This window comes from Streptomyces venezuelae ATCC 10712, assembly GCF_008639165.1.
Taxonomy (GTDB): domain Bacteria; phylum Actinomycetota; class Actinomycetes; order Streptomycetales; family Streptomycetaceae; genus Streptomyces; species Streptomyces venezuelae.
The window spans coordinates 7506448-7519394 of sequence record NZ_CP029197.1; the positions used below are offsets into that span (position 1 = coordinate 7506448).

Sequence of the window (12947 nt, forward strand, 5' to 3'; positions counted from 1 at the left end):
GGGTGGAAGGAATCGGAACGCGAAGAGAGGCCGCCGCCATGGGAGACCATGTTTACCGCGTCACGGAGATCGTCGGGTCGTCCTCGGAGGGCGTCGACACCGCCATCCGCAACGGCATCACCCGCGCCTGCGAAACGCTCCGCTCGGTCGACTGGTTCGAGGTCACGGAGATCCGCGGTCACGTCGAGGAGGGGCAGGTCGCCCACTTCCAGGTGGGCATGAAGGTCGGCTTCCGTCTCGAGGAGCCGGGCACCTAGGACCGTCCCGTCCCGCGTCCGCCGGACAGGCCCTTACCCCCACCCCTGCGTCGGGGTGGGGGTGCGGCGGGTCGGGTCAGAGCATGAGCAGCAGCCGGGTGTTCGTCACGAGCTTCCGGTTCACGCTCGTGCTCTGCACGAAGATCGTGAACTCGTCGTTGTGGTTGGGCCTGACGCGCGCCTCCACGTCCGGCAGGCCGAGCAGGGTCCGCGCCTCGGGCCCCGTGTAGACCCGGTCCGTCTTCTTCTCCAGGACCGCGATCTGCTTCCGGGCCTGGATCTTCTCCGGCTTGCTCAGCTGGTAGTACGCGCCGCCCGTGCGGTACGTGTGCCCGGACTCGACGACCCAGTCCCGGATCGCCGCGTCGCGCGCCACCGGGATCAGCTGGTACTCCGCCGGGTCCACCGGGGCGAGGCCGGCCGCCTTGACGGTGTCCGCGTTCACCGCGTCCGCGCCGGTGGAGAACACCGCTCGCGATCCCCGGATGCCCTTGGTGCGGCCCACCATGAACTTCTCGGTGGCCTCCTGGATGACCTGCCCGGCCTCCTCCAGGCCCTGGGTGCTGGTGGCGTCCCAGATGGCGATGTTGTCCTTGGGGAAGCCGCTCTGCATGGCCTCGCGCTTGCCCATCTGGTCGGGCACGAGGACGGCGAGCGTCCAGTTGTCCTGCTGGGTCTCGATCATCCGCGCCACGGCCTCGACGAGGGCCCGCGGGTCCTTGGTGGGGGCGTCGGGGCAGCGGTGGCTCGCGTTCTCCTGGCCGTCGGTGAGCACGAACGTCAGGAAGCTGTGGTCGCCGTACAGCTGGGCGGTCTGCGCGAGCTCCCGCTGCGACTTCAGCGCGGCCGCGAGCAGCGCCGTCATGCCGCCGACCCGGTACAGCTGCTTCAGCGACGGCATCCGCAGCACGTCCTTGTCGTAGATGACGCACTCCACCTTGTCGGCGAAGACGTACACCGTGACGCGGGTCTCCTGGTCCAGCTCCCTCGACCGGCGGGCGAGGTACGCGATCTGCCGGTCGGCGACGTCGACGACCTTGCTGCTCAGGTGCGACATGGACGAGCTGGCGTCCAGCACGAGAGCGACGTGGTTGATGTAGTTCTGGGTTCCGGACATGGCAACTCCCCGTGGGTTCCCGGGCCTTCCGACCCGATGCACCTACCGTCTCACCCGGCACTGACAATCGAACGTTTGTCGGTCCCGGCGTAACTCGCGAGTAACTACCGGCGGTAACGGTACGGAGCGCGCATTCGGGGTGCGGCGCGGGATGGTCAAGGACTTGACCATCCCGTTGGTCCAGACCAGAATCCAGGCCACATACCCGCGCGAACACCCCGTTCGGTCCCCCCATGTCGGGTCAGCCCCCCATGCCGCACGACCCTGTGCTGAACCGCAGAAGGTGACCTACGTGAAGAACCGCCATCTGGCCTGCCCCCTGGCAGCCGCCACCGCGCTCGCCCTCGCCGGCTGCGGGATGCTGCCGGGCGGGGGCGGCGGAACGAAGACCGTCAACATCTGGCTGATGCGGGACAGCGTCAGCGAGGACTTCCTCAACCGCTTCACCGAGGCGTACGAGGACGAGCACGACGGTGTCGAACTCAAGGTCACCGTCCAGGAGTGGACCGGCATCGGGAAGAAGGTCACCGAGGCCATCCAGGGCTCCGGCGGCCCCGACGTCATCGAGGTCGGCAACACCCAGGTCGCCCAGTACGCCGACACCGAGAAGCTCTACGACCTGACCCTCGAGTCGGTCCGCGACCTCGGCAGCGAGGACTGGCTGCCCGGTCTCGCCGAACCCGGCAGCATCGGCGGCTCGCAGTACGGCATCCCCTGGTACGCGGCGAACCGCATCGTCATCTACAACAAGGACCTCTTCGCCGACGCCGGCATCGACAAGCCGCCGGCCACCCGCGCGGAATGGCTCGCCGACACCGAGAAGCTCAACCGGAAGGGCAACCAGGGCATCTACCTCGCCGGACAGGACTGGTACACCCTTGCCGGCTTCATCTGGGACGAGGGCGGCGAACTCGCCACCGACAAGGGCGGCGAGTGGACCGGCGCCCTCGACAGCCCGGCGGCCCGGCGTGGCATGGCCTACTACAAGCAGCTGCAGTCCCTCGGCTCCGGCCCCAAGGACGCCGACGAGCAGAACCCGCCGCAGGCCGACGTCTTCGCCAAGGGCGACGTCGCCCAGCTCATCGCCGTGCCCAGCGCCGTCTCCGCGATCCTCAAGGCCAACCCCGCCCTCAAGGACAAGCTCGGCTACTTCCCGATACCCGGCGCCAAGGCCGACCAGCCCTGCGCCGTCTTCACCGGCGGCTCCGACCTGATCATCCCGGAGAACGCGCCCGAGCGCGGCGCCGCACTCGACGTCGTGAAGGCGCTGGCCGGCGAGAAGTGGCAGACCGAACTCGCCCGCGCCATGGGCTACGTGCCCAACAAGCGGGGCCTCGCCTCCGTCGTCGCCGGTCAGGAGGCCACCGCCGTCATGGCCAGGGGCGCCGCGCGCGGCCGGGCCACCCCCAACTCCCCCCAGTGGGCCGACGTCGAGGCCGACAACCCCATCAAGCCCTACATGACGGCCGTCCTCCAGGGCGAGGACCCGGCGAAGGCCGCCCGGCAGGCCTCGACCGCCATCACGGAGACCCTCGCCGAATAGCATTCAGCGCTTCCACACCCGCGAGCCCCCGAACGGTCATGTCGAATCCAGCCGGCAACGGAAGAAGTAAGGGGCCGGGCCACCGCTCACACGGTCCGGCGCCGTCCCTTCCCCTTCCGTACGCCGGAGGAGCCCGACATGGCCGCACCGACCCCCACGCTCGCCGTCCCCGCACCGACCCCCACGCTCGCCGTCCCCGCACAGCCCCGGCCGCTCGCCGGGCCGCCCGCGTCGCAGGCCCCCGTCGCGCCCTCCGCGTCCCCGGCCGCTGCCGAGGAGCCCACGCCCCGCTACCTCGTCGGTCTCGCCCGCGACCAGGAGGACGTCCGCGCCGCCCAGCGGCTGCGCCACCAGGTGTTCGCCGGCGAGCTCGGCGCCCGGCTCGACGGACCGGAGCCCGGCCTCGACAGCGACGCCTTCGACGCGTACTGCGACCACCTCCTCGTACGGGAGGAGACCACCGGCGAGGTCGTCGGCACCTACCGCATCCTGCCGCCCGACCGGGCCGCCGTCGCGGGCCGCCTCTACTCGGAGAGCGAGTTCGACCTCACCAGGCTCGCCCCGATCCGGCACGACCTGGTGGAGGTCGGCCGCTCCTGCGTCCACCCCGCCCACCGCAACGGCGCCGTCATCGCCCTCATCTGGGCCGGGCTCGCCCGCTACATGACGACCACCGGCCACAACTGGCTGGCCGGCTGCTGCTCCCTGCCGCTCGCCGACGGGGGCACCCTCGCCGCCGCCACCTGGGACACCGTCAAGGCCAAGCACCTCGCCCCCGAGGAGTACTGGGTCACCCCGCACAAGCTCTGGAACCCCGAGGGCATCACGCGCCCCGAGGGCCGCACCGAGCTCCCGCCGCTACTGCGCGGCTACCTCCGGCTCGGCGCCTGGGTCTGCGGCGCCCCCGCGCACGACCCCGACTTCGGCGTCGCCGACCTCTACGTCCTGCTCTCGCTGCGCCGCACCAACCCGCGCTACCTCAACCACTTCCTCTCGCTCGCCCCGGCACGGTGAACGGGACCACGGCCCTCTCGCCGTGGCTCCCCACGGCGCCCTGCACCCCGGGCCACTGCGCCGCCCACCCCGGGTTCCTCCACCCCCATGAGGCTGAGCGGGACCGGCCCGCCCACCCCGGGTCCCTCCACCGCCGTGGGGCGGAGCGGGACCGGCCCGATCACGTCGGGGTCTTCCGGGCCGTCGTCCGGCTGACCGCCGGCCTCGGCACCCTCCTCCTCGGCATCCTCCTCGCCCCCGCCGCCGGCCTGCTCCCCGCCGCCACCCGGCTCGCCCTCGTCCGCCACTGGACGCGGGCCGTGGTCAGGGCCTTCGGCGTCCACGTCCGGTACGAGGGAACGGCCGCCCCGGCCGCCGGCCCGCTGCTCGTCGTCGCCAACCACGTCTCCTGGCTGGACATACCGCTGATCGCAGCCGTCCTGCCCGGCCGGATGGTCGCCAAGTCGGACGTGCGCCACTGGCCCGTCCTCGGCACGCTCGCCGCGCTCGGCGGCACCCTGTTCATCGACCGGGACGGGATCATGGCCCTGCCCGGCACCGTACGGACCATGGCGGAGGTCCTCGCGGGCGGCGGCCGCGTGATCGTCTTCCCCGAGGGCTCGACCTGGTGCGGCCGGGAGCGCGGCCGGTTCCGGCCTGCCGCGTTCCAGGCCGCGCTGGACGGCGGCGCAGCCGTGCAGCCGGTACGGATCGACTACCGGCCCACGGACGCCGCCGCCTACGTCGCGGACGACCCCCTCGGCTCCTCACTGTGGCGGGTCGTCACCACCCGCCGGCTCACCGCCGTGGTCCGCCTCCGGGAGCCCCTGCCCGGCGGCCGGTACGCGGACCGCCGGGCCCTCGCGGCCGCCGCTCAGCGCGCCGTCGCGAGCGACAGCGCGAACCTGCCCTCGCTGTCGGTCCACCACCGCTCCAGGTCGAGGCCCTCCTCCGCGAGTTCGGCCCGGACGCCCGCCTGACGGAACTTCGCGGACACCTCCGTCCGCATCTCCTCGCCCGCCGCGAACGGCACCACGAGATCCAGCTCCGGGATCTTCACGGTGAGCGCGCGGCGGGCCCGCAGCCGCATCTCGATCCACTCCCGCTCGCGGTCCCACACCGCCACGTGCTCGAAGGCGTCCGGATCGAAGTCGGCGCCCAGCTCCCGGTCGATCACCGCCAGCACGTTCTTGTTGAAGGCGGCCGTCACCCCGGCGGCGTCGTCGTACGCGGCCACGAGCGTCGCCTCGTCCTTCACCAGGTCGGTGCCGAGCAGCAGGGCGTCGCCGGGCGTGAGCATCGCCCGTACGGAACGGAGGAAGGTCCGCCGCTCACCGGGCAGCAGATTGCCGATGGTGCCGCCAAGGAAGGCCACCAGACGCGGTCCCGGCGTCCCCGGCAGCGCGAGCCCCCGGGTGAAGTCGGCGACCAGCGCGTGCACCCGCAGCTCGGGACGCGCGGCGAGCAGCGACTCGGCCGCCCCCGTCAGCGCGGACTCGCTCACGTCGACGGGCACGTAACTGTCCAGGCCGGGGAGCAGCGCGTCGATCAGGAACCGGGTCTTCTCCGAGGAGCCGGAACCGAGCTCCACCAGGGTCCTTGCACCGGTCGCGGCGGCGATCTCGGCCGCCCGCTCCTTGAGGATCTCCCGCTCGGCCCGCGTCGGGTAGTACTCCGGCAGCCGGGTGATCTCCTCGAAGAGTTCACTGCCCCGGGCGTCGTAGAACCACTTCGGCGGCAGCTCCTTGGGGGAGCGGTTGAAGCCGTGGAGGACGTCGGCGCGCAGATCGGCGCCGGCGGCGTCGGGGGCGAGGGTACGGGTCAGCTGGAACGGGCTCACGCGGACGGCTCCTTGAGCGGGGTGAGGGTGACGTCGGCGCGGGTGGCGGTCACGAGCGTGCGCTCGGGGACCTCCTGCCAGCGCGGATCGGCGTCGTACGGTTCCGAGGCCACGACCACCCGGTCGGGGCCCCGCAGGTACCAGAGGCTGTTCCCCCAGGCGGTCGCGGCGATCAGCGAGCCGTCGGTGAGCAGCAGGTTGAGTCCGGATCCGGGGGCCGCCTCGGCGACCTCCCGCACCGTGTCCGCCAGCGCCGGCCCCGGCGCGTCGCCGGACCGCAGCCGGTGCAGGGCGAGGGCCCAGAGCAGCGCCGAGTCGGTGCGGGCCTCGACCCGGAGGAGTTCGCCCGCCGACAGCGTCCCGGCGAGCGCCTCCAGGGAGCCGGGCCAGCCCGTGACGGCGCCGTTGTGGCTGAAGAGCCAGGGACCGGCGGCGAACGGCGCCGCCGCGGCCTCCCCGTCGGCGCCCGGCACCGTCGCCCCGCGGACCGCGGCGAGCAGTGCCCCGGAGCGCACCACCCGCGCGAGGTCCGTGAAGGAGAGGTCGCTCCAGATGGGGCCGGTGCGCCGGTACCGTGCGGGCACCGGATCACCCTCGGCGTACCAGCCCACCCCGAAGCCGTCGGCGTTCACCACGCCACTGTTCTGCGTACGGGGCGCCCAGGACTGGCGCAACAGGCCGTGCTCCGGCCGCAGGATCAGCTCACCGAGCGCCACCGGCTCGCCCACGAAGGCGACATGACGGCACATCAGTCGAGCTCCGCGCTGCGGGCGGTACGGAAGCCGGCGAAGATCTGGCGGCGCACCGGCAGGTCCCAGTTGCGGAAGGTGCCCCGGCAGGCCACCGGGTCCACCCCGAAGGAACCACCGCGCAGCACCTTGTGGTCGGGCCCGAAGAACACCTCCGAGTACTCCTTGTACGGGAAGACCGTGAAGCCCGGGTACGGCAGGAAGTCGCTCGCCGTCCACTCCCACACGTCACCGATCAACTGCCGAACGCCGAGCGGCGAGGCGCCCTCCGGATAGCTGCCCGCCGGCGCCGGACGCAGGTGCCGCTGGCCGAGGTTGGCGTGCTCGGGTCGCGGATCGGCGTCGCCCCACGGATAGCGGCGCGAGCGCCCGGAGGCCGGGTCGTGCCGGGCGGCCTTCTCCCACTCGGCCTCCGTCGGCAGCCGCCGGCCCGCCCAGCGGGCGTAGGCGTCCGCCTCGTACCAGCTCACGTGCAGGACCGGCTCGTCCTCGGGCACCGGCTCCGTCACACCGAACCGGCGGCGCAGCCACTGGGCGCCGTCCCGGCGCCAGAACAGCGGGGCGGCGATGCCGTGCTCCCTGATCTGCGCCCAGCCCTCCGGCCGCCACCAGCGGCGCTCCTCGTAGCCGCCGTCGGCGATGAAGGCCAGATAGGCGCCGTTGGTGACGGGGACGGTGTCGATGTGGAAGGCGGGCACGTCCCGGATGTGCGCCGGGCGTTCGTTGTCCAGGGCCCACGGCTCGTCGGACGTCCCCATGGTGAACGGCCCGCCCGGGACGAGGACTTCGGCGGGCAGCGGGTCGCGGGGACCCGCCGGGGGCGGCGGTGCGGTCAGGACGGCCGGCCCCTTCCGTAGCTGATGGGTGATCAGCATCGTCTCGTCGTGCTGCTGTTCGTGCTGCGCGACCAGGCCGAAGGCGAACGCGTCGCGCAGCAGCGGCCGCCCGTCGAACTCGGCGCGTTCGAGGACGTCGAGGACCCGGAGCCGTACGTCGGCCGCGTAGGTCCGGGCCTCGCCCGGCGCGAGCAGCGGCAGCGACGGCCGGGTCGCCCGGGGGTGCTCGAAGGCGTCGTAGAGCGAGTCGATCTCGGGCCGCAGGGCCTCCCGGCCCGCCACCGCCCGCCACAGCCACAGCTCCTCCTGGTTGCCGATGTGCGCCAGGTCCCAGACCAGCGGCGACATCAACGGGGAGTGCTGGGCGGTGAGTTCCCCGTCCTCGACGCAGCTGGTGAGCAGCGCCGTGCGCTCCCGGGCGGCGGTCAGGGCCGCCACGGCCCGGCGGCGCAGGGCCTCGGGACCGGCATCCGTGCGTGTCTCCGTCATGACGTCACCACCAGGAGGTCGTCGGCCGGGCAGCTCCCGGGGATCACGTACCGCTCGTGGAAGGCGGCGACCGCCCGCCGCACCTCCCCGCTCGCCCCCATCCGGGGCAGTGCCTCACGGGCGGCGGAGAACACCGCGAGGGCCGCGGCGTGCAGCTCGGGATCGGAGAGGCCGTCACGGGCCGCCGCCACCCAGAGCGGATTGCGCGGCGCCGGACCCGGGCCGGCCCGCTCCGCCAGCGGCTTCACGGCCCGGTACACGGTCTCCGCCGCCTCCGGATCGTCGAACACCGCCGTCGTCACGGCCACCGGCACCATCCAGCCGTCCGTGCCGGACTGCGCGTCGACCATCCGCAGCTCCAGATGGCCCCGCGGCCGTACCGGCGGGAACAGCGTCGTCATGTGGTAGCGCAGGTCGTCGGCGTCGGCCGGCCGGGGCAGACCGGTGCGCAGCCACTCCCGGAAGGTCAGCCCCTCCGGCACGTCCCACGGCCCCTCGTCCGCCCGTACGCACATCACCGGGCTGTCCAGGACGTGCGCCGCGTACTCCGCGCGCGGCTCCCCGTCCGGCGACGGGGCCAGCGCCCGCAGCGGGTCGAGGTTCGTCCACAGCGCCTGCCGCGTCGAGCGCCAACCGGTGCGACGGCCGCCGTGCAGCGGGGAGTTGGCGAAGGCGGCGACGAGCACGGCGCCGAGGAGATGAGCCAGCTGCCAGCGCCGGTGGTAGCCCAGCGGGCCCGGCTCCTCGTGACCCGCGTCCAGGCAGATCTGCACCGAAGCCGAGTCGCACATCATCGCCCGCCCGGCCGGACCCGTCCGGTCCAGCGCCGCCTCCATCGCGTCGTACCGCGGCTCGTGGAGCACCCGGCCGCGCGGTGCGTGCCAGGGGTCCACCCCGTATCCGCTGAGGGTGAGGCCGAGCGGGCCGAGCGCCGACCGCACCGCGCCGAGATCGGCGGCGACCGAGTCGAGACATTCCATGAGCGATCCGGCCGGGCGCGAGCTGAGCTCCAGCTGCCCACCGGGTTCGAAGGTCAGGGCCGACACCAGCGGCAGGGACCGCACGGTGTCCAGGGCCGCCGCGAGCCTCGGCGGCCGAACGGGGAGCCGGGGGTCACGCAGCTCGTGGACGAGCCACTCCAGCTCCACCCCGACGGTGCGGGGCGGGCCCGTCTTGAAGCAGATACATCGCAGCAGTTCCTCCGCCTCCGCCTCCGCGAGAGGGGGGCCGCCACGCGGTATGCCGCTCGACGACATCCGTACACCTCCTGGTCAACCGGTATCCGGGCCCGCCGTCCGGACCCGTCCCGTGGAGTTGCTGCTTTCCACCTAAAGCCACTGCCGTGCGGCGTGCAAGAGCGCCCCCGAGCGACCGGACGCGCCTCCCGTGCCCCCGCCGGGCTTGAATCCGCCCGTGTACGGGGCATCCCCGGAACGCGCGGCCGACGTCCCCGTTCCCGGGAAAACCCGTTGTCCCGAACGGGCGAAACGATCACCCTGGGGCCATGAGCGCACGACTGCGCGCGATCGCGCGACAGACCGAGGAGATCGTTGCCGAGGGCCACTACCTCGCCCCGGACGGCCGGACCGTCTCCCTCACCGAGGACCTGGCCGCCGCCCTCGCCGGAACCCGCCTCCACGGCCCCGGGCCCGTCGCCGTCACCTCCGACACCGACCGTACGACCACCCTCGACGTCACCGGCGAGAGCAGCCTCGCCGCCGCCCGCAGGATGACCGCCGCCGACCCGGCCCGCCCCGTCGCCGTCCTGAACTTCGCCTCCGCCCGCAACCCCGGCGGCGGCTACCTCAACGGCGCCCAGGCCCAGGAAGAGGCGCTCTGCCGCTCCTCCGCCCTCCACGCCACCCTGCTCCGCGCCCCCGCCTACTACACCCACCACCGCGAGGAGAAGGACGCCTTCTACACCGACCGGGTCATCCACTCGCCCCGCGTCCCGGTCTTCCGCGACGACCGCGGCACCCTCCTCGCCCAGCCCTTCACCGTCGGCTTTCTCACCTCACCCGCGCCCAACGCGGGCGTCATCCGCCGCCGCACCCCCGAACGCGCCGACCAGCTGCCGGCCGCCCTCGCCTCCCGCGCCGAGCGGGTCCTGGAAACCGCCGCCGCGGCGGGCTACCGCCGGCTCGTGCTCGGCGCCTGGGGCTGCGGCGTCTTCCAGAACGACCCGGAACAGGTCGCCGGAACGTTCACCGCGCTGCTGACCGGCGACGGCCGCTTCGCCGCCCACTTCGAGGAGATCGTCTTCGCCGTCCTGGACCGCGCCCCGGGCACCCCGACCCTGGCCGCCTTCACCCGGGTCGTCGCGGCGACCGCCTGACGTGCGCGCCTCCCACCGCCGTGCCACGCTGAGGGGATACGGACCACCGTCCGACACCCGTCACGGGAGGCACGATCGTGGGCAAGAAACAGACCCGCACGAACCGGGGAGCCCGTACCGGCGGCCATGAACACCGCACCGAGGCGGCCACCAAGGAACAGAGCACGGCGACCCCGAAGAGGGAAAGCTCGATGCCCCTGGTGGAACACGCCTCGCACCGCAAGGAACGAAAGTTCGGCCACAACTGACCGAGGGCGACGGGACGGCATCCGAGCAGTCCGTCCCGCGATGGACGCCGCAGGCGAGGCACATTCCAGGCACGTCCTGAATGGCCTCGCCGAACCATTGCCGGCCTCTCAATTGCCGGCCTCTCAGCGGAACTCGTGTACCACCTGGATCTCGCCGACGATGTGGGCGTTGAAGTCGTCCAGCTCCTCGGCCGGAACCCAGAGCTCGAGGATCGTCTGCCCGCCGGCCTGCTGGACGGGATAGCGGCTCAGGAACTCCGACTCGACTTCAAAACGAGTGACGAAGCCTGCGCCGTCGTGCTTCACGTTCCAGTCCCGGGCGATCCTGATCGCGTAGTCCTCGTTCAGGACCGGATAGAAAATCGGCTGCTCAGGCAGCCGGGGCGGCCACGCGCGATAGTTCAACTCCCGAACCAGATCCAGCTCCTTGGGGCCGGTGGGGCGCCACAGGGTAGTCGTCGTTTGCTGGCTGGTCATGCGCATCGCTCTCTGAACATAGGCCGCTGATACGGCGGGCCGAGAGACCGGACGATACCGGCACCGCGAACTCAGCAGCTACGCGGTTTCCGCAGCGGGGGCAGCTCCGCAAAGCATGGCCGAGTACCCCGGCGGCATGAGGTGATCCTCCACTCTTCTGGGACTGAGGTCACCGGCGCCGGTGGGACGCCGTCCCCACCGGACGCTGAGCCTTTCTGGCCTGAGCCAGTCGCTCTCCGGCGAGGCACAGGAGCGCGCCCAGGCAGGCCCCGACCGTGTTGACGATCACGTCGTCGATATCCACGACCCGTCCTGCGGCCATTCCCCATTGCACCACCTCAATCGACAGGCTGAGCAGCAGGCCCATGATGACCGGGCCCCACGTTCCGAATCTGGGCCAGGCGAAGCGGAAGGTCATCGCGAGTGGAACGAACATGAGCAGGTTGGCGATCTGCTGCCGCACATACATCGACCTCTCCAGCCACCCCATGGCCGAATAGTCGAAAAGCAGTCCCTGTCCGGGCATCAGCCAGACTTTGTAGTCGCTTGATCCGATGGGTTGTTGAGGCGTCAGCGTTGCCGCCAGGGTCAGAATCAGGAGGGCTGAAAACGCTATACGGGAGCCTCCGGAAGTGTCTCGTCCGCGACGCTGAGTCGGGAAAACAGCGAAGCAACCGGCAAACAGGAAGAGGAGGACCAAGCTCACAGAGTAAGGGTTGATGTGGTGGAGAAGTTTCCACATGAATTCCGCCAGTGCATGGAGAGTCGAGCCTGGAGGGTCGGGGGTCCTGCCTGCACGACGTGTCAACGCCGCGTTCGCCGGGCAGGCCGGGGGCGGCCGACCGGCGTCGCTTCGGACATCATCCGGCGGCATCCCGGGCGGCGCCCAGAACGCCGGCGCCTACCAGTCTGCTTGGACCGCCAAGCGGCCCCTCAGTCGAGCGCACAACGGCGTTCATGCCGTCACCGGCAGGCACTCCGCGAGCAAATCGACGATGTCCCGCCACGCCCGCCGCGCGTGCAGCGGGTGGTGACCCACGCCCGGGACCGTGTCGTGGTCTACCGGCGGGTGGTGGAAGGCGTGCAGCGCCCCGCCGTAGACCACCAACCGCCAGTCCACGCCCGCCGCCTGCATCTCGGCGGCGAAGGCCTCCCGCTGCGCGGCCGCCATGATCAGGTCCTCCGAGCCGACGCCCGCCCACACCGGGCAGCGGATGCGCGCGGCCTCCCCGGGCCGGCCGGTGGTGAGGGCGTTGATCGTGCCGATCGCCCGCAGGTCGACGCCCGCGCGCCCGAGTTCCAGGGCGATCGCGCCGCCGGTGCCGTATCCGACGGCGGCGATCCGGTCGGGGTCGGTGCGCGGCTCGGCCCGCAGCACGTCGAGTGCCGCCTGGCCGATCTCCCGCATCCGGTCCGGGTCCGCGAGCAGCGGGAGTGCCCGCGCGAGCATCTCCTGCGGGTCGGTGAAGTAGCGTCCGCCGTGGATGTCGAACGCCAGGGCCACGTAACCGAGTTCGGCGAGGCCGTCGGCCAGGCTCCGCTGGAAGTCGTTCAGTCCAAGGCCCTCGGGCCCGAGCAGGACGGCGGGCCGTGGACCTGCACCGGCGGGGAGCGCGAGGTGCCCGATCATCGTCAGACCGTCGGCCGGGTACTCGACCGTGCGTGTGGTGATCGTCGTCATGCCACCCGACTGTAGTGAGCCCCACGCCCGCCCGTGCCGAGCTTCACCGTCGGCGGAACGACGGAACTGGAGGGGGATGCGAGCTGGGGCCCGGCCCCGGCCGGAGTACCGGCTGGGGCCGGGCCCCTCCCCGGGTACGAGCTGATGCCGGGCGCGCCTCCGCCGGAGTACGAGCCAAAGCGGGGCGCCCCGAGCCGCCCCCGTACGGGCCGATGCCGGGCGTCCCGAGTCGGCCTCTCCGCCCCCATACGAGCCGGGGTCCGGCGCCCCAGGAGCCTGGCCCCCGCCGTCCTACTGGCCGATGCCGGGCGCCCCCGCCGCCGTACCAGCCAATACCTGGCCCCGCCGCCCCCGTACGAGCAGATGCCCGCCCCCCGCCCCC

14 protein-coding genes are annotated in these 12947 nt (G+C 72.4%); 6 read left to right on the forward strand and 8 right to left on the reverse strand.

All coding sequences use genetic code 11. The features are described 5' to 3' along the window. Positions 1-38 precede the first annotated feature (38 nt). Positions 39-257, forward strand: a complete 219-nt coding sequence (locus DEJ43_RS34315; protein WP_015038043.1) for a dodecin — start codon at positions 39-41, stop codon at positions 255-257. A 76-nt stretch (positions 258-333) separates the two neighbouring features. Here DEJ43_RS34315 and DEJ43_RS34320 read toward each other — a convergent pair whose 3' ends face one another. Continuing rightward, a complete protein-coding gene (locus tag DEJ43_RS34320; RefSeq protein WP_015038044.1) occupies positions 334-1374 on the reverse strand; it encodes a vWA domain-containing protein in 1041 nt (346 codons plus the stop codon). Positions 1375-1666: 292 nt separating this feature from the next. Between DEJ43_RS34320 and DEJ43_RS34325 the strand changes: the two genes are divergently transcribed. From DEJ43_RS34325 to DEJ43_RS34335, 3 genes are all read left to right on the forward strand, one after another. Beyond that, positions 1667-2917 carry an extracellular solute-binding protein gene (locus tag DEJ43_RS34325; protein WP_015038045.1) on the forward strand — a complete coding sequence of 417 codons (1251 nt, stop codon included), beginning with the start codon at positions 1667-1669 and terminating at the stop codon, positions 2915-2917. A 138-nt stretch (positions 2918-3055) separates the two neighbouring features. Next, a complete protein-coding gene (locus DEJ43_RS34330) occupies positions 3056-3931 on the forward strand; it encodes a GNAT family N-acetyltransferase (protein WP_015038046.1) in 876 nt (291 codons plus the stop codon). Beyond that, entirely contained in the window at positions 3928-4890 is a 963-nt protein-coding gene (locus DEJ43_RS34335; RefSeq protein ID WP_015038047.1) for a lysophospholipid acyltransferase family protein, read from the forward strand. Before DEJ43_RS34330 ends, DEJ43_RS34335 begins: the two co-directional genes overlap by 4 nt. On the opposite strand, the gene egtD is transcribed toward DEJ43_RS34335, so the two are convergent. Genes egtD through egtA form a run of 4 tightly spaced genes read right to left on the reverse strand, consistent with a single transcriptional unit; the run spans position 4785 to position 9080 of the window. Next, positions 4785-5750, reverse strand: a complete 966-nt coding sequence (gene egtD / locus DEJ43_RS34340; RefSeq protein ID WP_015038048.1) for an L-histidine N(alpha)-methyltransferase — start codon at positions 5748-5750, stop codon at positions 4785-4787. The two genes, DEJ43_RS34335 and egtD, sit on opposite strands and share 106 nt — an antisense overlap. Next, the gene (gene egtC, locus DEJ43_RS34345) at positions 5747-6499 is read right to left on the reverse strand and encodes an ergothioneine biosynthesis protein EgtC (RefSeq protein ID WP_015038049.1); all 753 of its coding nucleotides are present in this window, start codon (positions 6497-6499) and stop codon (positions 5747-5749) included. Before egtC ends, egtD begins: the two co-directional genes overlap by 4 nt. Next, positions 6499-7824 carry an ergothioneine biosynthesis protein EgtB gene (gene egtB, locus DEJ43_RS34350; RefSeq protein WP_015038050.1) on the reverse strand — a complete coding sequence of 442 codons (1326 nt, stop codon included), beginning with the start codon at positions 7822-7824 and terminating at the stop codon, positions 6499-6501. Before egtB ends, egtC begins: the two co-directional genes overlap by 1 nt. Then, positions 7821-9080, reverse strand: a complete 1260-nt coding sequence (gene egtA / locus DEJ43_RS34355; RefSeq protein WP_015038051.1) for an ergothioneine biosynthesis glutamate--cysteine ligase EgtA — start codon at positions 9078-9080, stop codon at positions 7821-7823. Before egtA ends, egtB begins: the two co-directional genes overlap by 4 nt. A 248-nt stretch (positions 9081-9328) precedes the next feature. On the opposite strand from egtA, the gene DEJ43_RS34360 reads away from it, so the two are divergent. Continuing rightward, a complete protein-coding gene (locus DEJ43_RS34360; RefSeq protein ID WP_015038052.1) occupies positions 9329-10159 on the forward strand; it encodes a TIGR02452 family protein in 831 nt (276 codons plus the stop codon). Positions 10160-10236: 77 nt separating this feature from the next. Next, positions 10237-10407 carry a hypothetical protein gene (locus DEJ43_RS37690; RefSeq protein ID WP_167537147.1) on the forward strand — a complete coding sequence of 57 codons (171 nt, stop codon included), beginning with the start codon at positions 10237-10239 and terminating at the stop codon, positions 10405-10407. 123 nt (positions 10408-10530) lie between these two features. Here the strand turns inward: DEJ43_RS37690 and DEJ43_RS34365 are convergent, their stop codons facing one another. The 3 genes from DEJ43_RS34365 to DEJ43_RS34375 form a co-directional block, all read right to left on the reverse strand. Continuing rightward, positions 10531-10890 (reverse strand): hypothetical protein, encoded by a 360-nt coding sequence (locus tag DEJ43_RS34365; protein WP_015038054.1) that lies wholly within the window; start codon positions 10888-10890, stop codon positions 10531-10533. A 163-nt stretch (positions 10891-11053) separates the two neighbouring features. Continuing rightward, complete coding sequence (locus tag DEJ43_RS34370) at positions 11054-11584, reverse strand: VanZ family protein (RefSeq protein WP_158506279.1); 531 nt, start codon at positions 11582-11584, stop codon at positions 11054-11056. Between the two features lie 255 nt (positions 11585-11839). Then, complete coding sequence (locus tag DEJ43_RS34375; protein ID WP_015038056.1) at positions 11840-12565, reverse strand: dienelactone hydrolase family protein; 726 nt, start codon at positions 12563-12565, stop codon at positions 11840-11842. Between the last annotated feature and the right edge of the window lie 382 nt (positions 12566-12947).

Coding starts and splice junctions, on each gene's coding strand:
- DEJ43_RS34315 (WP_015038043.1), top strand. CDS start 39: ATGGGAGACCATGTTTACCGCGTCACGGAGATCGTCGGGTCGTCCTCG.
- DEJ43_RS34320 (WP_015038044.1), bottom strand. CDS start 1,374: ATGTCCGGAACCCAGAACTACATCAACCACGTCGCTCTCGTGCTGGAC.
- DEJ43_RS34330 (WP_015038046.1), top strand. CDS start 3,056: ATGGCCGCACCGACCCCCACGCTCGCCGTCCCCGCACCGACCCCCACG.
- egtC (WP_015038049.1), bottom strand. CDS start 6,499: ATGTGCCGTCATGTCGCCTTCGTGGGCGAGCCGGTGGCGCTCGGTGAG.
- egtB (WP_015038050.1), bottom strand. CDS start 7,824: ATGACGGAGACACGCACGGATGCCGGTCCCGAGGCCCTGCGCCGCCGG.
- egtA (WP_015038051.1), bottom strand. CDS start 9,080: ATGTCGTCGAGCGGCATACCGCGTGGCGGCCCCCCTCTCGCGGAGGCG.
- DEJ43_RS34360 (WP_015038052.1), top strand. CDS start 9,329: ATGAGCGCACGACTGCGCGCGATCGCGCGACAGACCGAGGAGATCGTT.
- DEJ43_RS34365 (WP_015038054.1), bottom strand. CDS start 10,890: ATGCGCATGACCAGCCAGCAAACGACGACTACCCTGTGGCGCCCCACC.
- DEJ43_RS34375 (WP_015038056.1), bottom strand. CDS start 12,565: ATGACGACGATCACCACACGCACGGTCGAGTACCCGGCCGACGGTCTG.